Annotated in this window: 15 protein-coding genes and 1 pseudogene; 11 read left to right on the top strand and 5 right to left on the bottom strand. The window is 63.6% G+C overall.

The window, feature by feature from the left end; translation table 11 throughout:
* Positions 1–80 precede the first annotated feature (80 nt).
* Positions 81–1,313: an MFS transporter gene (locus JHD62_RS08225; RefSeq protein WP_199102487.1), complete on the top strand. Its 1,233-nt coding sequence runs from the start codon at positions 81–83 to the stop codon at positions 1,311–1,313.
* A gap of 62 nt (positions 1,314–1,375) precedes the next feature.
* On the top strand, positions 1,376–2,158 hold the full coding sequence (locus JHD62_RS08220; protein ID WP_199102486.1) for a CDP-diacylglycerol diphosphatase: 783 nt from the start codon (positions 1,376–1,378) through the stop codon (positions 2,156–2,158).
* On the opposite strand, the gene JHD62_RS08215 is transcribed toward JHD62_RS08220, so the two are convergent.
* On the bottom strand, positions 2,140–3,354 hold the full coding sequence (locus tag JHD62_RS08215; protein WP_199102485.1) for an MFS transporter: 1,215 nt from the start codon (positions 3,352–3,354) through the stop codon (positions 2,140–2,142). The genes JHD62_RS08220 and JHD62_RS08215 overlap by 19 nt on opposite strands.
* 238 nt (positions 3,355–3,592) lie before the next feature.
* Between JHD62_RS08215 and JHD62_RS08210 the strand changes: the two genes are divergently transcribed.
* The 4 genes from JHD62_RS08210 to JHD62_RS08195 are packed head-to-tail and all read left to right on the top strand — an operon-like array spanning position 3,593 to position 9,729.
* Positions 3,593–4,489 carry a LysR family transcriptional regulator gene (locus JHD62_RS08210; protein ID WP_199102484.1) on the top strand — a complete coding sequence of 299 codons (897 nt, stop codon included), beginning with the start codon at positions 3,593–3,595 and terminating at the stop codon, positions 4,487–4,489.
* Positions 4,490–4,517: 28 nt separating this feature from the next.
* Entirely contained in the window at positions 4,518–5,351 is an 834-nt protein-coding gene (locus JHD62_RS08205) for a DMT family transporter (protein WP_199102483.1), read from the top strand.
* 54 nt (positions 5,352–5,405) lie between these two features.
* A complete protein-coding gene (locus tag JHD62_RS23060; RefSeq protein WP_199102482.1) occupies positions 5,406–8,795 on the top strand; it encodes an ATP-binding protein in 3,390 nt (1,129 codons plus the stop codon).
* Between the two features lie 13 nt (positions 8,796–8,808).
* The gene (locus tag JHD62_RS08195) at positions 8,809–9,729 is read left to right on the top strand and encodes a DNA-binding response regulator (protein ID WP_199102481.1); all 921 of its coding nucleotides are present in this window, start codon (positions 8,809–8,811) and stop codon (positions 9,727–9,729) included.
* Positions 9,730–9,809: 80 nt separating this feature from the next.
* Here JHD62_RS08195 and JHD62_RS08190 read toward each other — a convergent pair whose 3' ends face one another.
* Together JHD62_RS08190 and JHD62_RS08185 are read right to left on the bottom strand one after the other, a co-directional pair.
* A complete protein-coding gene (locus JHD62_RS08190; RefSeq protein WP_045848000.1) occupies positions 9,810–10,190 on the bottom strand; it encodes a carboxymuconolactone decarboxylase family protein in 381 nt (126 codons plus the stop codon).
* The gene (locus tag JHD62_RS08185; protein WP_199102480.1) at positions 10,147–10,599 is read right to left on the bottom strand and encodes a MerR family transcriptional regulator; all 453 of its coding nucleotides are present in this window, start codon (positions 10,597–10,599) and stop codon (positions 10,147–10,149) included. Before JHD62_RS08185 ends, JHD62_RS08190 begins: the two co-directional genes overlap by 44 nt.
* A 145-nt stretch (positions 10,600–10,744) precedes the next feature.
* On the opposite strand from JHD62_RS08185, the gene JHD62_RS08180 reads away from it, so the two are divergent.
* On the top strand, positions 10,745–12,112 hold the full coding sequence (locus JHD62_RS08180) for a TAXI family TRAP transporter solute-binding subunit (RefSeq protein ID WP_199102479.1): 1,368 nt from the start codon (positions 10,745–10,747) through the stop codon (positions 12,110–12,112).
* A gap of 1 nt (position 12,113) precedes the next feature.
* Here the strand turns inward: JHD62_RS08180 and JHD62_RS08175 are convergent, their stop codons facing one another.
* Positions 12,114–13,208 carry an FUSC family protein gene (locus tag JHD62_RS08175; protein WP_199102478.1) on the bottom strand — a complete coding sequence of 365 codons (1,095 nt, stop codon included), beginning with the start codon at positions 13,206–13,208 and terminating at the stop codon, positions 12,114–12,116.
* Positions 13,209–13,255: 47 nt separating this feature from the next.
* Entirely contained in the window at positions 13,256–14,446 is a 1,191-nt protein-coding gene (locus JHD62_RS08170; protein WP_199102477.1) for an MFS transporter, read from the bottom strand.
* Positions 14,447–14,703: 257 nt separating this feature from the next.
* Between JHD62_RS08170 and urtA the strand changes: the two are divergent.
* The 4 genes and pseudogenes from urtA to JHD62_RS08150 form a co-directional block, all read left to right on the top strand.
* Positions 14,704–15,891, top strand: a pseudogene (gene urtA, locus JHD62_RS08165) (urea ABC transporter substrate-binding protein); the annotation flags it as partial.
* Positions 15,892–16,032: 141 nt separating this feature from the next.
* Positions 16,033–17,631, top strand: coding sequence for an urea ABC transporter permease subunit UrtB (urtB, locus tag JHD62_RS08160; protein ID WP_199102476.1), 1,599 nt, complete (start codon positions 16,033–16,035; stop codon positions 17,629–17,631).
* Positions 17,632–17,641: 10 nt separating this feature from the next.
* Positions 17,642–18,742, top strand: a complete 1,101-nt coding sequence (gene urtC, locus JHD62_RS08155) for an urea ABC transporter permease subunit UrtC (RefSeq protein WP_199102475.1) — start codon at positions 17,642–17,644, stop codon at positions 18,740–18,742.
* On the top strand, positions 18,739–19,054 hold a 316-nt coding region (locus JHD62_RS08150), incomplete at its 3' end, for an ATP-binding cassette domain-containing protein (RefSeq protein WP_233160759.1). The genes urtC and JHD62_RS08150, both read left to right, overlap by 4 nt.

The raw sequence follows: 19,054 nt of genomic DNA, 5'->3' as shown, positions 1-19,054 counted from the left end.
GAACAAAGCGGCGTAGCTGTCGATTGATGGCAAGTCAGGGCTGGGTTTGTCATGGATAATGACATTGTTTTGAAAAAGGCGTGGCAAGGGGTGGCATGGCAATGGAAGGCGTAATGGTGGTGGAGCGTAGCTGGCGCAGCATGCTGCGGGCGGTAGCCAGCCTGTTGCTGGCCTATGCCTTGCTGGTGGTGGGCAATGCGCTGGGCAATACCGAAACCTCGCTCAGCCTGCTGGCCAATGGCGTGCCGGTGGCTGTGGCGGGCATGGTGCAGTCGGCCTACTATGCCGGTTTTTTCATTGGAGGTTTCTTTTGCAGCGGCATGATCCGCCAGTATGGCCATCACCGCGCCTTTGCCGCGCTTACCGCCATGATCTGCGTGCTGACCCTGTGTCAGGCCCTGTTTACTTCCCCCTGGTTATGGCTGCTGGCGCGGCTGGGGAATGGCCTGGCCATGGTGGGTATCTACATGGTGGTGGAAAGCTGGCTGAACGGCTGTGTGAGCAACAGCCAGCGTGGCCAGCTGTTTTCCCTGTACCTGATCATCAGCTATCTGGGTGCCAGTGCCGGGCAGTGGCTGCTCAAGCTGCCGTTCAGCCAGCCTGGCTGGGCCTTCATCATTGTGGCCATGCTGTTTGCGCTGGCCATCATTCCGGTCACGCTTACCGGGCAACGGCCACAGGCCTTGTCGGCACCGGCTGCTGGCAATGTGCTGGCACGGGCGCTGCGTACCTTGCGTCTGCTGGGGCGGCGTGCACCGCTCAGCCTGGTGGGTGCGGTGTTGGCTGGCTGTTTCAACAGTGCTTTTTACACCATGATGCCCGCCATGCTCAGCCAGCTGGGCAGGTCGGCGGCTGATATCGCCGGTTTCATGGGCATGGCCTTGCTGGCCGCACCACTGTTGCAATGGCCGATGGGCAAATGGGCGGATAGCAGCGACCGTGCCCAGTTGCTGGCCTACTCGGCACTGGTGGTGGCGGTGCTGTCGCTGGTGTTGATCCTGCTGACGGGGTCGGGCTGGATGCTGCCACTGGTGATGGTTTACGTGGCGATTGCCTTTACCTTCTACGGCACGCTCAGCGGCATTGCCAACGATGCCATGCCGCCACGCCACCGGGTGGAAATCAGCGCATCCTTGCTGATGGTGTATGCACTGGGTGGCACGCTGGGGCCCTTGCTGTGTTCGGCGGTGATGGCATCCGTCGGGCCTGCCGGTTATTTCGTGGTGTCGCTGGGTCTGGCGGCCTTGCTGGGCGTGTATGCGCAGTGGACGGTAAAGCGCTGGCCATTGCCCAGCCTGCTGCCGCCGCGCTGAGCGACGTTTTGTCACCCGGCTGATTCATCATGCGGTTTTTCCTCTGGCGAAAGCATCATTCCATGACGGTGAAAATCTTCCGCGGCAGTGCCGTGCTGGCGCTGCTTGGCTTGCTGGTGTCGTGGGCGGTGCATGCCGCCAGTGCCGATGCCTTGTGGAATATCGTGCATCAGCAATGCGTGCCGCATTGGCAGCAGACGCAGGACCCGGCCCCGTGTGCTGCGCTGGACATGTCACAGGGTGAGCCGCAAGGGCATGCCATCCTCAAGGACATCCACGGCGTTTTGCAATATCTGCTGATTCCCACCGCGCGGGTCAGCGGTATCGAAAGCCCGTTGTTGTTGCAAACTGACGCGCCGGACTACTGGGCCGCCGCCTGGCAGGCAAGGCAGTGGATGGCGCGGCTGCATGGCAGTGTGCTGCCGCGCGAGGCGGTGGCGCTGACAGTGAACTCGCAATGGGGCCGCAGCCAGAACCAGCTGCACATTCATGTTTCCTGCGTCCGGCCAGAGCTACCCGCGCGTTTGCAGCAGGCAGGCATCGGGCTGCAGTGGCAGCCGCTGGCGGACGGTATCAACGGCCATGCCTATCTGGTGCGTGCCGTACCGGGTGAAACACTGGATGGCGTGCAGCCATTCCGTTTGCTGGCCGATGAGGTGGCCGGTGCCAGCGGGCAGATGGGCAGCTACACGCTGGCGGTGATTGCTACCCGCCTAGCCGACGGGCCGGGTTTCTGGCTACTGGCCAGCAAGGCGGATGTGCTGGCCGGCAACTTTGCTTCCTCCGAGGGCGATGTGCAGGACCATGACTGCCAGGTACTGTTGCCTCAGCCCGCCAGGCCATGATGGCGGGGGCCGGACAGCGCCCAGGCGCAGATGCCGGTGAGGCTGCACGCGGCCCCGGTCAGCACCACGCCCATCCAGCCCCAGTGGCCATAGGCCCAGGCTGAGGCCAGCGAACCGGCAGCCCCGCCGATGAAATAGCTGGTCATGTAGGCTGAGGTCAGCCGGTTACGCGCTTCCGGCCTTATGCGGTAAATCGCCCCCTGATTGCTGACATGGCAGCCTGCCACCCCCAGGTCCAGCAGCAGGATGCCCAGCAGCAGGGCGGTAATCGAGTGCGGTGCCAGCGCCAGCGGCAACCAGGCCAGCAACATCAGGCCCAGGCTGAGCCGGGAAGCCATCGCGCCACGGCCCTGGTCACTCAGCCGTCCCACGATATTGGCCGACAAGGCTCCGGCGGCCCCGGCCAGGCCGAACAGGCCGATGGTGCTGTTGGAAAAGCCGAATGGCGGCGCAGACAGCAAGAAGGCGACCGAAGTCCACATCACGCTGAAGGTGGCAAATGACATGGCACCCAGCAGGCCGCGCAGGCGCAGGCTGGGTTCTTCCGCAAACAGGCGCAGTACCGACAGCAGCAGCTGTCCATAGCGCAAGCCCGGTGTGGCAGGCGTGTGCGGCAGCTGACGGGACAGTACCAGCGTCATCATCAGCATGCCGCCGGTGCCGCACCAGTACACGGTGTGCCAGCCGCCCAGGTCGGCCAGGCTGCCTGCCACGGTGCGGGCCAGCAAAATGCCGCTCAGCAGGCCACTCATGATGGTACCCACCACCCGGCCACGCTCGGCTTCGCTGGCCAGGCTGGCACCCAACGGCAGCAGGATTTGCGCCACCACCGAACACACACCGGCCATGGCGGTGCCCAGCAACAGCTGGCTGATGCTGCCTGCTGTGGCGCTGATCAACAGGCCGCAACTGGCCAGCAGCATCATGCTGATGATCAGCCGTCGCCGTTCCAGCATGTCGCCCAGCGGCACAATCAGCAGCAAGCCCAGCGCATAGCCCAGCTGCGCCGTGGTGATGATGCTGCCGGCACTGGCAGCGCGGATGCCCAGTTCGCGGCTGATTTCCGGCAGCAAGGGCTGGGCGTAATAATTACCGGCCACGGCCAGGCCGGTGGCTACCGTCATCAGCCACATCAGCAGCGGGCTGAGCCCGCCATGTTCATGGCCGGGGTGGGGGAGGGTGTGGGTGGTGTGCATGTGTGTGCTTTCGGTGTGGCTGCGCAGGGGGTGGTCAGAGCCGCTAACAAAACCCCTGCTGCTGCGTTGCGACTCCTTGCCGTACCCTTGTACTGTCGGCGTCGGCAGGCCTTGCCCCAGGGACGCTACGCTGTTTTGTCAGCGGCATTTAATGCATGCCGGGGCAGTATCTACTGGCCTAAAGAATGACTCCAATGTATTGTTTTCATGTTTTTCATCGTGAAACGAGATGGATTGAATGAACTTGCGCCAGATTGATTACGTGCTGGCGGTGGCCGAAGAAGAAAACTTCACCCGTGCCGCCGAGCGCTGTCATACCGTGCAATCGGCGCTGAGCCACCAGATTGCCCGGCTGGAACAGGAGTTCGGTGCCCGGCTGTTCGAACGGACCTCGCGCCAGGTCACGCTCACCCCTGCCGGGCAGACTTTCGTCAAGCATGCGCGTCAGGTGCGGGAAGCGGCGCAAAGGCTGGAAGACGAAATGGCGGCCGCTACCGGAGAAATCCGCGGCAGCCTGCGCATTGGCTGCATTTCCACGCTTGGCCGGCTGGATTTGCCTGCCTTGCTGGCCGAATACCACCGCCGCCATCCGCAGGTGGATGTGCAACTGGCCATGCGCATGAGCGATGTGATGATGGAAGAACTGCGCGTGCAGCAGATAGACGTGGCCTTTCTCGGCGTGTGGCCGGGGGAGCCGGTGCTGGGGCTGGATGCCCGTTTGCTGTGGGAGGAGCCCTTGCTGGCCTTGCTGCGTCCGGACCACCCGCTGGCCGCCCTGCCGCAGCTGGATTTGCAGCAGCTGGCCGGCTGCACCCTGGTGGACTGGCCGGCAGGCAGCGGCCCGCGGCAACAAACCGATATGGCCTTTGCTGCGCAGGGTATTCGCAGACGGGTGGCGTTCGAGGTGAACCATGCCGACATGCTGATCAGCCTGGTGCAATCACTGGGTGCCGTGGCCATGGTGCCCGCGCTGGGGGCTGGCGAGCATGCCGCTCTGGTGGCACTGCCGGTGTGCGACGGCCCGCGGCGCCGGGTGTATCTGGCCAGTCACGACAGCCCCACCCCTGCGGCGGCAGCCTTCCTGAATCTGCTGGCCCACTATCTGCCGCCAGACCCGGACGGAACAAGCGCATGAAAAATGCAGCCCGCAGACGGAGGCCAGCATGAGCGGGAGCGTTTTCGCCTTGCTGATGCTGGCCGCCTGCCTGCATGCCAGCTGGAATATCCTGATCAAGGCCGCGGGCTCGGCCTGGTTCGGCACCGTGCCGGTGGCGGGCTTTGCCAGCCTGCTGGCCCTGTGCGCCCTGCCATTCCTGCCGGCACCCGCCGTGGCCAGCTGGCCGTGCATTGCCGCTTCGGTCTTGCTGCAGTTGCTATACCTGTGGCTGATTGCCCGCAGTTACGGTCAGGCTGATCTGGGGCTGGTGTACCCGGTGATGCGCGGTACTGCGCCCTTGCTGGTGGCGCTGTGCAATGTTGCGCTGCTGGGTGAAAGGCTCAGCGGCATGGCCGTGGCCGGTATCTGCGTACTGTGCGCCGGTTTGCTGGGCATGGCCTGTTCGGTGCCGCGTGGGCGGCGTAATGAGGTGGGGCTGGCCTTGCTCAATGCCCTGGTGATTGCCGGCTACACCCTGGTCGATGGTGTGGGCGTGCGGCTGTCCGCGACACCAGCCAGTTATACCTTGTGGATTTTCCTGCTGTGCGGCTTGCCCTTGCCGCTGTGGGCTGCGCTGCGGCAACCGTCAGCACTGGCCGCGGCCTTGCGGCGCGACTGGTGGCGTGGCCTGCTGGGCGGGCTGGGCACCATCAGCTCCTATGGCCTGGCCTTGTGGGCCATGACCCAGGCACCGCTTGCCGTGGTGGCGGCACTGCGGGAAACCTCCATCCTGTTCGGCTTGTTGCTGGCGCGGCTGGTGTTGGGCGAACACACCGGGCGACTGCGCCTGCTGGCCGCGCTGGTGATGTTGTCGGGCGTTGTCCTGCTACGGCTGGCCTGAACGGCTGGCAGGCTTCTTGCGTTGGCCAGTTGATCTGTCTTGCAGGAATGCACCGTGTCCAAGCCACCACCTTCGCCCCCCCAGCAAGTCATCCAGCTGCGTCGTGACTACAACAGCTGGGTGGCGCGTGAATCGCTGGAAGACTACGCCCTGCGTTTTACCCCACGCCGTTTCCGCCAGTGGTCACTGTGGCGGGTGGCCAATACCGCACTGGGCGGAGCAGCGTCTTTTCTGGTGCTGGAAGCCGTGGGCGCCACCATGCTGGTGCAAGCCGGGTTTTTCAATGCCTTGCTGGCCATCCTGCTGACCGGACTGGTGATTCTGCTGGCCGGGCTGCCCATTTCCGTTTATGCCGCCCGCTACGGGGTGGATATGGATCTGCTTACCCGTGGCGCGGGTTTCGGTTATATCGGCTCTACCGTCACTTCGCTGATTTACGCTTCCTTCACCTTCATTTTCTTTGCGCTGGAAGCGGCCATCATGGCTTATGCACTGGAGCTGGGTTTCGGCATTCCGCCGGTGGCCGGTTACCTGCTGTGTGCCTTGCTGGTGCTGCCGCTGGTCACCCACGGCGTCACTGCCATCAGCCGCCTGCAAAGCTGGACCCAACCCCTGTGGTTGCTGCTACTGGTGCTGCCCTATGCCTGTTTGCTGTGGCAGGAACCCGAAGCCCTGCAAGGCCTGTGGCATTACCCTGGTGCGCAGGGCACAGGCATGCAGTTTGATTTGCGCCGTTTTGGTGCGGCCTTTGCCGTGGGCATTGCGCTGATCACCCAGATGGGCGAGCAGGCCGACTACCTGCGCTTCATGCCGCCGCGCACTGTCGGCAATGCCCGCAGCTGGTGGCTGGCCTGCCTGCTGGGCGGGCCGGGCTGGGTATTGCCGGGGGTGGCCAAGATGCTGGGCGGCGCACTGCTGGCCTGGCTGGCCCTGCGCAATGCGGTGCCGCTGGCCAAGGCGGTGGACCCTAACCAGATGTATCTGATTGCCTATTCCCACGTGTTCAGCGACGGGCATCTGGCGATTGCCGCCACCACGCTGTTTGTCATCGTGTCCCAGCTGAAAATCAACGTCACCAATGCCTATGCCGGCAGCCTGGCGTGGTCCAATTTCTTTTCCCGCCTCACTCACAGCCATCCGGGGCGGGTGGTGTGGGTGGTGTTCAACACCGTGATTGCCCTGTTGTTGATGGAGCTGCAAGTCTTCCAGGCACTGGGTCAGGTGCTGGCGCTGTACAGCAATATCGCCATTTCCTGGATCATGACCGTGGTGGCGGATTTGCTGATCAACAAGCCGCTGGGCCTGAGCCCGCGCGGCATCGAATTCCGCCGCGCCTATCTGTACGACATCAATCCGGTGGGGCTGGGGGCAATGACGCTGGCGTCCTTGCTGGCGGTGGCGGCCCATCTGGGTGCGCTGGGCGAGGTGGCACAGGCGCTATCCCCGCTGGTGGCCATGTGTGCGGCACTATTGCTCTCGCCGCTGTTTGCCTGGATGAGCGGTGGGCGTTACTACCTGGCGCGCCGCCCCTCGGCCAGTGCGCATGCCCATCACCGCTGTGTGCTGTGCCAGCGCGAGTACGAAGCCGAGGACATCGTGGTTTGCCCGGCCTATCAGGGGCATATCTGCTCGCTGTGCTGCACGCTGGACGTACGTTGCGGTGATTTGTGCAAGCCGCAGGCCACGCTGGCAGCGCAATGGCAAGGCTTGTTGCAACGCCTGCTGCCACGGGGCTTGCAGCCATATCTGCAACGCGGGCTGGGGCATTACCTGTTGCTGATGGCCGGTATCAGCACCTTCTGGCTGCTGTTGCTGGGCCTCTTGTACTTCATCGCCGTGCAGGAAGGCGCGGTAGCCGGGCTGGGCGGCTTGTTGTTCCGCCTGTTTGCCGTCTTGCTGCTGGCCAGTAGCGTGCTGGCCTGGTGGATGGTGCTGACCCATAACAGCCGACAGGTGGCGCAGGAGGAATCGCGCCGCCAGACCGGCCTGCTGCAACGCGAGATCGACCTGCATCGCCAGACCGACCAGCTATTGCAACAAGCGCGTGAGGCGGCAGAGCAAGCCAATCAGGCCAAGAGCCGCTACGTCACCACCATCAGCCACGAGTTGCGCACCCCGCTCAACAGCATTCTGGGCTATGCGCAAATCCTGCATGCCGATGCCAGCCTGCCCGCAGCGGCGCGCCAGTCGGTGGAGGTGGTACGCAGGAGTGGCGACCACCTGCTGTCGGTGATTGAAGGCACCATGGATATCGCCCGTATTGAAAGCGGCAAGCTGACGCTGGACATGCGCCCGCTGGACTTTACCGCCTTCATGCGCCAGCTGGTGGCCATGTTCAGCCTGCAGGCGCAGCAAAAGGGGCTGGATTTCAGCTTTGTCCCGCAAGGCGAACTGCCAACGGTGGTGCGGGCGGATGAAAAGCGGCTGCGGCAAATCCTGATCAACCTGCTGGGCAATGCCGTCAAGTTCACCGAGCGCGGCGAGGTCAGCCTGGGGCTGCGCTACCAGCGCGAAATGGCCACCTTTACCATTCGCGACACCGGCCCGGGCATTGCCGAGGCCGATCAGGCACGGCTGTTCGAGCCTTTCGAGCGCGGCCGCCAGTCGCAGCAGGGCGGCAGCGGGCTGGGTCTGACCATCAGCAAGATGCTGACCGACCTGATGGGCGGGGAAATCCGCCTGGACAGCACGCCGGGGCAGGGCGCGCTGTTTACCGTGCGGCTGTTCCTGCCGGCCCTGCACGGCCAGCAAGCCGAACAGGCCCTGCCACGGCAGCAGCGTACCGGCTATCTGGGGCCGCGCCGCCGTGTGTTGCTGGTGGATAACGAGGCGGTGGACCGCGCCATGCTGCGCCACATGCTGCAAGCGCTGGGCTTTGAGCTGGCTGAGGCCAGCAACGGGGAGGACTGTCTGGCGCTGCTGCCCGCCTTCCGCCCGCATGCGGTGTTCATGGACCTGGCCATGCCCGGCATGGATGGCTGGCAAACCTTGCGCGCCATTCGTCAGGCGCAGGCAGGCATGGCAGATGCCGCCGCCCTGGCCATCATCTCGGCCAATGCCTTTGAAAAGGGGCAGGACAACGATGTCGGCATTCTGCCGGCAGATTTCTTCGTCAAGCCCATCCGCATCGACGACATTCTGGACTGGCTGGGAAGGTGCTTGCAGCTGGAATGGCAGACCGACAGCCAGCCCATGCCCGACACCGTGTTGCAAGGCCTGCATGCCAGCGCCGCCAGCCTTACCCTGCCGGATGCCGCCTTGCTGCACCCGCTGCGCGAGGCGCTGGAGCTGGGTTACCCCAAGGGGGTGAAAGCGGCATTGCAGACCTTGTCCGGACAGGCGGCCGAGCATGGCGAATTCCTGCGCCGTGCCCAGAGCCTGGTGGACGCCTTCCGCTTTGATGCACTGCGCAGCTTGTTGCAGTACCAGGAAGAAACAGATTGATGGAGCAAGATTGATGGAACAGGCGGCCAACCGCAGCGCGCTGGTGCTGATCGTGGATGACATGCCGGACAACCTGCAAATGCTGCACGATGCGCTGGATGCAGCAGGCCATACCGTGCTGGTGGCCACCCATGGCGAAGCCGCCTTGCAGCGGGCCAGGCTGAGCCTGCCGGATGTGATCCTGCTGGATGCGGTGATGCCGGGCATGGACGGCTTTGAAGTGGCGCGTCGCCTGAAGCAGGATTTTGTCACCCGCGCCATTCCCATCGTGTTCATGACCGGCCTTACCGACAGCGAACACGTGGTGGCGGCTTTTGCCGCCGGCGGGGCCGACTATGTCACCAAACCGCTGCGCCCGCCGGAAGTGCTGGCACGAATTGCCGCCCACACCGCCAATGCCCGCCAGATGCAGCAGGCCAGCAGCGCGCTGGATGCCTTTGGTCAGGCCACCCTGGCTCTGAACCCGGACAGTGGACGGCTGGTATGGCAAACCGCGCTGGCCCGGCAATTATTGCAACGCTATTTCGGTGTCGAGGATCAACAGGCACCCGAAGCACTATGGCGCTGGGCCAGACTTGCCCGGCAGGCCAGGCTGCAAGGAGAAGAATTGCCCGGTCAATGGCCGGGTGAGGCCGGGCAGAAGCTGCTGGCCAGCTTCCATCTGACTCCCGGCGAGCCGGAATGGCTGGTGGTGCTGCGCGAAGAAGGGCTGCAAGCCACGCTGGCTGCGCTGATTGCGGCCTTCCGGCTGACCCAGCGCGAGGCCGAGGTGCTGCACTGGCTGAGCCTGGGCAAGACCAACCGTGACATTGCCGACATCCTTGGCATGAGCCCGCGCACGGTCAACAAGCATCTGGAGCATGTGTTTGCCAAGCTGGGGGTGGAAACCCGCACCTCCGCCGCTGCCATGGCGCTGGGGCGCGGGCATGCTTAAGGTCCGCTAACCCCCCGCGGCAGGCTGCGCTACGCGGTTTGCTCAGCGTTTGTCAGCCGCACTTGGCCCGAAACTGTTAATCACAAGCCGTCATGTTCGGCAAATACCTCTTTTGCCGCAAACATGCCGTTGAGCGCGGCCGGAAAACCGGCATACACCGCCATCTGCAGGATGGTTTCGTGGATTTCCTGCTGGCTGAGGCCGACATTGAGCCCGGCGGCAATATGCACCTTCAGCTGCGGTGTGGCGTTGCCCAGTGCCGTCAGCGCGGCAATGGTGGCCAGCTCGCGCTGCTGCAGGCTGAGGCCGGGGCGGCAATACACCTCACCAAAGCCGAATTCGATGATGTAACGCCCCAGGTCCGGGCTGATGTCCTGCAAGCTGGCAATCACGCGTTCGCCCGCCTCTGCGTCAACTTCACGCAGGCGGTTCCAGCCTTGTTGGTAAAGAGGGTTGGTCATAGTCTGCTCCTGTGCTGTCCGGCTGAGCGTCCGCTTGCAAGGCGCTGGCAAGTCCGGTGTAGAAGGCCACCTTGTCGCGCATCACGCTGAGATTGTCTTGCAATGTCGCCAGCCGGTTTTCCAATGTCAGCACATGCTGTTGCAGCATCTGCTGACGCCGGACCACACTGTCCCGTTGCTGCCCGTCGCGGCGCAGCGTGGCATAGGCCAGCATGTCCTGTATCGACATGCCGGTGGCACGCAAGCGCAGCAGAAAGGCAATCCAGCGCTGGTCGTGCTCGCTGTAGCAGCGGTGGCCGCTGGCGCTGCGGCGTACCGGGTCTATCAGCCCGATGTCCTCGTAATAGCGCAAGGTATGGGCGGATAGCCCGCTGGCGCGTGCCATTTGCCGGATGGTCAGTGTAGTCATGGGGTTCAGCCTGAAGCTTCGAGTGCACTCTAAGTCAAGCCTGATGATAGCGTGTTTGCCGCCTGGCGGATTCGCGCATGCCATGTGGCTGTGCTAGATTGGCCCGCTTGTGCTGTCCGGCCGTATTTTGCCCAGGAGTGGTGCCGTGCTTTCTCCCCGCCAGTTGTTCAAGCGCCTGTCCGGCAGGCTGACCGCCCTGTTTGGCCGCGGCCTGGTGTTGTCCATGTCGTCCATCATGCTGGGCGGCGTATTGCTGATGTTGCTGGGTCTGTGGCTCACCAACTCTGCCGCCCCCACCACCCTGACCATTACCAGCGGACCGCCGGGCAGCGTGTTCCAGAAGACGGCGCTGCGCTATCAGCAAATCCTGGCGCGCGAGGGGGTGAAGGTGAAGATTCTGCCTTCCGACGGCTCGCTGGATAATCTGCATCGCTTGCTGGATGCACGTCAGACGGTGGATGTGGGTTTTGTACTGGGCGGGGAGGCAGCCAATGTCGACGCCAAGGGCCTGATGTCGCTGGGCAGCATTTCTTATCAGCCGCTGATGGTGTTCTATCGCGGGGCTACACGGCCGCTGTTGTCTGATTTCAAGGGGCAGCGGCTGGAAATCGGCGAGGCGGGCAGCGGCACGCACAATCTGGCGCTGGCCTTGCTCAAGCTCAATGGCATCACCCCCGGTGACGGCACGGTGTTGCTGGATACCGTGGCGGGCAATGCGGTGAAGGCCTTGCTGGACAATCAGGTGGATGCGCTGTTCGTGATGGGCGATTCCACCTCCACCGACCTGTTGCGCCAGCTGCTGCACACGCCGGACATTCATCTTTTCAATTTTGCTCAGGCGGACGCCTATGCACGCCGGGTCAGCTATCTGAACAAGCTCACCCTGCCGCGCGGCGGGCTGGATCTGGGCAAGGACATTCCCGAAGCCGATACCCAGCTGATTGGCTCCACCGTGGAACTGATTGCCCGTGAAGGCCTGCATCCGGCCTTGTCCGACCTGTTGCTGGAAGCCGCCCGCGAAGTGCATGGCAAACCCGGCCTGTTCAAGAAAGCGGGGGAGTTTCCGGTGCTGGCCGAGCATGAAATCCGCCTCAGCCCGGATGCCCAGCGCTATTACGCCTCTGGCAAGAGCCTGCTGTACCGTACCTTCCCCTTCTGGCTGGCCGGGCTGGTGGCCCGCGCCCTGGCGGTCATCCTGCCCCTGGTGCTATTGCTGATTCCCGCCCTCAAGGTGGCCCCGGCCATTTACCGCTGGCGCATCCAGTCCGGCATCAACCGCTGGTATCGGGTGTTGTTTGATATCGAGCGCGAGGCGGTGGCACAGCGTACCGTGCCGGGCAAGCAGGAGGAATTGCTGCGCCGCCTGGCCCATGTGGATGCCACCGTCAGCAAGATCGTGGTGCCGGCGGCCTTTGGTGATTTGCTGTACGAGCTGCGCGGCCATATCGACTTTGTCCGCAGCCGCTTGCAGGCCGATGCCGATGCGCAGCTCCATCAGGACCAGCAGGGCTGATTCAGTTGCTGTCTTTCACCGGCAGCAGGCGGAGGATCAGGCGGCTGATGCCCTGACGCAAGGCTGGCAGGTGCAGGGCCAGTCCACCCAGCAGTCCCACCAGACCGCCAGCCAGGGTGTCGTAGAAGCGCGCCTCGATCAGGGCAAAGGCCGACCCGTGGCCCAGATGAGCCGCCTCGGCCAGCAATATCGCCATCGGCGTGATGAACACTGCCGCCATGCCGTAGTGGCGCACCACCAGCGTTTCCACCACCACACTCAGCAGCATGACCAGTAGCGATACCGTCCAGGCGTTCAGCGGCAGGCTGAATACACCCCAGGTGAGCAACAGCCCCAGTGCCGTCCCCAGCAGCCGCTGCAACTGGCGGTTCCATACCGCACGCAGGCTGGCTCCTTGCAGCACGGCCAGGCAGCTCACCGGCACCCAGTAGGGCCGTTGCAGCTGCAGCCATTCGGCCAGCACCAGCGACAGGAAAATCGTCAGGCCGATGATCAGCGCATCCATCACCACGAAGTCGAAATCCGGCGCAGGCAAGGGCTGGACCGGTTTGGGCGTGCGCCAGCGCAGCACATGCAGGCTATAGCCGAAGGCCAGCACGCAGGCCAGCAGGCTGCCCATGGCCACCAGACCAACCCGCAGTGGTATCTCCAGCATGGGTACCGGGGTGTAGGCGGCAAGGGCAGCCAGCATCACGAAGAAATAACTGCCGGGCGGTGGCAGGCGGTAAAAGCGGCAGATCATCGTCACCAGAATGGTGATGACAGCCAGCACGGGCGCCGTGGCCAGTGGTAGGAGTTGGCTTAACAGGCCCAGGGTGAAACTGGCGATCAGACCGAAGCTGCAGGCCATGATGGTGACCATGCGATGGTGCATGGGCGTGGCGGGCAGGTAGAGAAAAGCCATGCCACCCAGGGATGACAGCAGGCCAAAGGCCAGGTGGCCGGTCCAGGCGGCAATCAATAGCGGCAGGCCGGTGGCCAGCGCGGCGGTCAGCGGCATCTGCCATGGCCGGTCGCTGGCTTGAAAACTGCGTAATTGCTGCCATTCGCGGGCAATCAGGGCGCGTATCCGCGGTACTGGTCTGGCTGGCTGCATGGTGATTTCCGTCAATAGCCAATAAAAAGTGCAGCCTGACGAAAAAGTCAGTGCATTGGCAAGCGCTCAGTGTCGCGCCGCTGCCGCCAGCCGCTCAGCACAAACAGCAGGGCAATGGCCCACAGCACGGCCACCATCCAGCTGCCGCCGGCATGCTGCATCACCAGGCCGGTGGCAGCCGGGCCCAGGCTGCTGGAGGCATTCCAGCTCAGTGAAATCAGCCCGGAAACACGCAGCAGGGCGGCACCGCTGAACAGTTCGCCGCTGGCCACCATGGATAAGGTATAGATGGCGCCGGCACATGCGCCCAGCACAAACAGATAAGCCTCCCACAGCAGCGGTAGCTGCATCATCCATGGCAGCAAGGGCAGCAGCAGGCAGACCAGCACCCCGCACAGCAGGTGTACCCGGCGACGGCCAAGGTGGTCGGCCAGCCAGCCGATGCCAAACTGCAAGGTGGCATCGCCAGCCAGCAGGATGGAGGCAGAGGCCAGCGCGCGGCTCTGGCTCATGCCGCTCTCCATGGCCACCAGCGGCAGAAAACTCAGCATGACGGTATCGAAAGAGGCAAAAAACGCCGTGCCCAGCAAAATGGCGGGCGCAGCTTGCACAATGCCCAGCCAGCCGGTGTCGCTGGCCTTGTCGTCGGTGGTGGACGCTGCGTGTTGCGGATGACTGCCGTCACGTGCTTCCGGCCGGGCCAGCATGATGCCCGGAATTCCCAGCAAAAACAGCGCGCCACACAGGAGAAATGCCTGATCAGGCCAGCGGGCCAGCAAGTCGGTCAGCATCGGTCCCAGCACCTGGCAGGCGGTAAAGCAGGTGGAATAGATGGCGACGATGCGGCCACGCGCATGGTCGCCAGCCAGGGTGTTGATCCAGCTTTCGCCCAGCACGAACAAGGGTGCCATGGCGGCACCAAACAAAAAGCGCGCCAGCATCCAGCCGGGAATCGACTGCAGGTATTGCAGCGGCATCACCGAGATTGAGGCCAGCAGCAGGCAGCCCAGCATCACATTGCGCCGCCCCAGCCGCAGCGCCAGTGCAGGTGCCGCCATGGTGGCCAGCACCCCGCCCAGCGCGCCGGCGGCCACGGTCCAGCCGATGACTTCCGGGCTGAAGCCGCGGGCAGTGAGGGTGAGGGCGGTCAGCGGCATGGTACTGCCCAGCCCCAGGCCCAGCAGGGCGACACTGAAGATGACGGCGGCAAAATCGCGCCAGGCGCTGCGTGGCAGCATGAACAGCTCCGTGGGAAAGGGAAGGACAGCCTAGCACAAGGGCATGGCGCTGCGCCAAGCCATCCTGGATACCCCTGCGCAGCCATCTACGTCATGTAACGTATTTTGCCGATGGCATGCTGCGGTTACCTTGATGACGCAGCGCAACATCCATCACACATCATCAGGGGAATCTCATGGCAAGCACTCGTCGCACTTTTCTGAAGTCCGCTCCGCTGGTTCTGGCCGCCGCCGGCCTGCTATCCATGCCGGCCTTTGCCGCCGACACCATCAAGGTAGGGGTGTTGCACTCCCTGTCCGGCACCATGGCCATTTCGGAAACCTCGCTCAAGGACATGGCGCTTTTTGCCATCGACCAGATCAATGCCAAGGGTGGCGTGCTGGGCAAAAAGCTGGAACCGGTAGTGGTGGACCCGGCCTCCAACTGGCCGCTGTTTGCCGAAAAGGCGCGTCAACTGCTGAGCAAGGACAAGGTGGCAGTGACCTTCGGCTGTTGGACCTCGGTATCGCGCAAATCGGTACTGCCGGTGTACGAGGAGCTGAACGGCCTGCTGTTCTACCCGGTGCAGTACGAGGGTGAGGAAATGTCGCCCAATGTGTTCTACACCGGGGCGGCACCCAACCAGCAGGCAATTCCGGCGGTGGAATACCTGATGAGCAAGGAGGGCGGCGGTGCCAAGCGCTTCTTCCTGCTGGGGACCGACTATGTCTACCCGCGCACCACCAACAAGATCCTGCGGGCCTTCCTGCACAGCAAGGGCGTGAAGGACGAAGACATCCAGGAGATGTACACCCCCTTCGGGCATAGCGATTACCAGACCATCGTCGGCAACATCAAGAAGTTTGCCGCCGGTGGCAAGACTGCGGTCATCTCCACCATCAATGGCGATTCCAACGTGCCCTTCTACAAGGAACTGGGCAATCAGGGCCTGAAAGCCACCGACGTGCCGGTGGTGGCTTTCTCGGTGGGTGAGGAAGAACTCAAGGGCATCGACACCAAGCCGCTGGTGGGCCATCTGGCGGCCTGGAACTACTTCATGAGCGTGAAGAACCCGGTGAACAGCAAGTGGATTGCCGACTACCGCGCCTGGGCCAAGAAGAAGGGCCTCGCGAATGCCGACAAGCTGGTGACCAACGACCCGATGGAAGCCACTTATGTGGGCATCAATATGTGGGCCGAGGCGGTGAAGAAAGCCGGCACCACCGATGTCGCCGCCGTCACCAAGGCCATGGCCGGCATCAAGTTTGCCGCCCCGTCCGGTTTCACTCTGGAAATGGACCCGAAAAACCATCACCTGCACAAGCCGGTGATGATTGGCGAAATCCAGCCCAACGGTCAGTTCTCGGTGGTGTGGAAAACCAAGACCCCGATCCGCGCGCAGCCGTGGAGCCCCTTCATTCCGGGGAATGACAAGAAGCCCGACACCCCGGTGAAGAGCAAGTAACAGCGGCTGACAACATCCCTGCTGTGCCTGTTTATCAGCCGGTCTGGTTGATTGTTTCAGGCACAGCACGGGACGACGCACGCCCTTGCCCGCTGCTGCCCTGTCCGGGTGGTGGCGGGCATATCCTGTAAGGAAAGCACCATGCAATTGTTCAAACCCCTGTTCCTGCTGCTGTCCCTGCTCTTGCTAATGTCATTGTGCAGTGGTCTGGTGGCCGCCAGCCCGCTGTCCGAGCTGGCACATGCCGACCCGGCCGACCGTGCCGGGCTGATCACCCAGTGGACGGTGCAGGCCGATGGCCCGCGTCGTCAGGCGGTTGCCGCGCTGGAAGAGGGCAGGCTGTTTACCAGCGCCGATGGCAACCATGTGTTGTTGCAAGGCGCTGACGGCAAGCTCAGCGATGTGGACAGCGGCCAGCCGGTAGCTGGCGATGCCAGCAGTCTGGATGCCTTGCCGGTCAACAACAGCGTGCGCAGCGCGCTGGAGGCGTTTCATGCGGCCGGTGATCTGGCCGACCCGGACCGCAGCAAGCGCCTGAGCGCCATCCAGGCCTTGCAGGACAGTGCCAACCCCGGCCTGCTGCCCTTGCTGCTGAGCCGGCAACAGCAGGAACAGGACAGCCAGGTCAGACAGGCCCTGCACATGGCCAGCGCCCGCTTGCAACTGGCCAGCCCGGATGCGGCACAGCGGCTGAATGCCATCCACACCCTGGCCGACAGTGCCGACCCGGCCACCCTCAGCCTGCTGGCCCCGCTGACGGTAGCCGCCAGCGAGCCGGAAGCCAGCGTGCGCGCCGCCGCCAGTCAGGCCATGGCTGACATCAAGTCCAGCCAGTGGCGTTACAACATGCTGGGCTATGCCTTCAGCGGCATCAGCCTGGGCTCGGTACTGCTGCTGGCCGCTCTGGGCCTGGCCATCACCTATGGCCTGTTGGGCGTCATCAATATGGCGCATGGCGAAATGCTGATGATCGGCGCCTACGCCAGTTATGTGGTGCAGAACCTGTTCCGCAGCTGGTGGCCGGGCGCTTTCGATGCCTATCTGCTGGCGGCGCTGCCGGTGGCCTTTGCCGTCACCTTTGTCATCGGCATGGCGCTGGAGCGGCTGATCATCCGCCATCTGTATGGCCGCCCGCTGGAAACCCTGCTGGCCACCTGGGGCATCAGCCTGATGCTGATTCAGGCGGTGCGCATGCTGTTTGGCGCGCAGAACGTGGAAGTGGCCAACCCGTCCTGGCTGTCCGGCGGCTGGGAAATCACCCCGGCGCTCACCCTGCCGTATAACCGGCTGGCCATCATCGCCTTTGTTGCGGGTGTGCTGGTGCTGACCTGGCTGCTGCTCAACAAGACGCGGCTGGGTCTGTTCGTGCGTGCCGTCACGCAAAACCGCCGCATGGCCGACAGCGTGGGCGTGCCCACCGGCAAGGTGGACATGCTGGCTTTCGGTCTGGGTTCCGGCATTGCCGGGCTGGGCGGGGTGGCATTGAGCCAGATCGGCAACGTCGGCCCGGAGCTGGGGCAGGGCTATATCGTGGACAGCTTCATGGTGGTGGTACTGGGCGGGGTGGGTCAGTTGGCCGGGACCGTCACCGGGGCCATGGGCCTGGGCATCGTCAATAAGATTCTGGAACCGTCGCTGGGGGCGGTGCTGGGCAAGATCCTCATCCTCGGCTTCATCATCCTGTTCATCCAGAAGCGTCCACAAGGCCTGTTCGCCCTCAAGGGCCGGGTACTGGACTAGGAGCACCATCATGCAAACCGCACTTTCCCTGCGGCTGGCCACCCGTGTCGGGCCGCAGCCGCTCAAGCTGGCCGGTGCTGCGGCACTGGCCGTGCTGCTGGCCATGCCGGCCCTGCATTTGTGGACCGACCCGTCCAGCAGCCTGCATGTGTCGGCCTACACCCTGACACTGGTGGGCAAGATCCTGTGCTATGCCATCGTGGCGCTGGCCATGGACCTGGTGTGGGGCTATACCGGCCTGCTCAGCCTGGGCCACGGCCTGTTCTTTGCCCTGGGCGGCTACGGCATGGGCATGTACCTGATGCGTGCCATCGGCCATGACGGCAATTACCAGAGTGACCTGCCCGACTTCATGGTGTTTCTCGACTGGAAAACCCTGCCCTGGTTCTGGCAGGGCAGCGAGCATCTGGCCTGGGCGCTGTGTCTGGCGGTGGGCGTGCCCGGGCTGCTGGCGCTGGTGTTTGGCTGGCTGGCTTTCCGTTCACGCATCAAGGGCGTGTACTTTTCCATCATGACCCAGGCGCTCACCTATGCCGCCATGTTGCTGTTTTTCCGCAATGAAACTGGCTTTGGCGGCAATAACGGCTTTACCGACTTCAAGCGCATCCTCGGCTATGGCATTGCCGCGCCCGGCACTCGCGCCACCCTGTTTTTGCTGACCGTGTTGTTGCTGGTGGCTGCGCTGGCTGCTGGCTTCTGGCTGGTCAACAGCAAGTTCGGCCGCATCCTCACCGCCATTCGCGATGCCGAGTCGCGGCTGATGTTCTGCGGCTACAACCCGCTGTATTACAAGCTGTTCATCTGGGTGGCCTCAGCCATGTTGTGCGGCCTGGCCGGGGCGCTGTACGTACCGCAGGTGGGCATCATCAATCCGGGGGAAATGTCGCCGGCCAACTCCATCGAAATTGCCATCTGGGTGGCAGTGGGCGGGCGTGGCAGCCTGATCGGCCCGGTGCTGGGCGCTGGTTTCATCAATGCAGCCAAAAGCTGGTTCACCGTGGCTTTTCCCGAATACTGGCTGTTCTTTTTGGGTGGGCTGTTCATTGCCACCACGCTGTTTTTGCCGCGGGGCCTGCTGGGCCTGCTGCGCCGCCACAAGGAGAACGCATGATGTCCGTCACTACTTCGCAAGCGGTACAGCGTGAAAGCTGGGATGGCGATACTCCGGCCAGCGGCCGCCTGTTGCAGCCGGGGGTGGATGTCACCCATGGCCAGATCCTGTATCTGGACGACATCAGCGTCAGCTTTGACGGTTTCCGTGCGCTCAACCGCCTGTCGCTGTCCATCGGCGTGGGCGAGCTGCGCTGCGTCATCGGCCCCAACGGTGCGGGCAAGACCACCATGATGGACGTGATTACCGGCAAGACCCGTGCCGACAGCGGCTCGGCCTTTTTCGGCCAGACCATCAATCTGGCCCAGCATT

It is taken from the genome of Aquitalea sp. ASV11 (assembly GCF_016429185.1).
In the GTDB taxonomy this organism is placed as follows: domain Bacteria; phylum Pseudomonadota; class Gammaproteobacteria; order Burkholderiales; family Chromobacteriaceae; genus Aquitalea; species Aquitalea pelogenes.
Note: the sequence above shows the minus strand (reverse complement) of the source record. Positions and strands in the feature narration are given on the sequence as shown.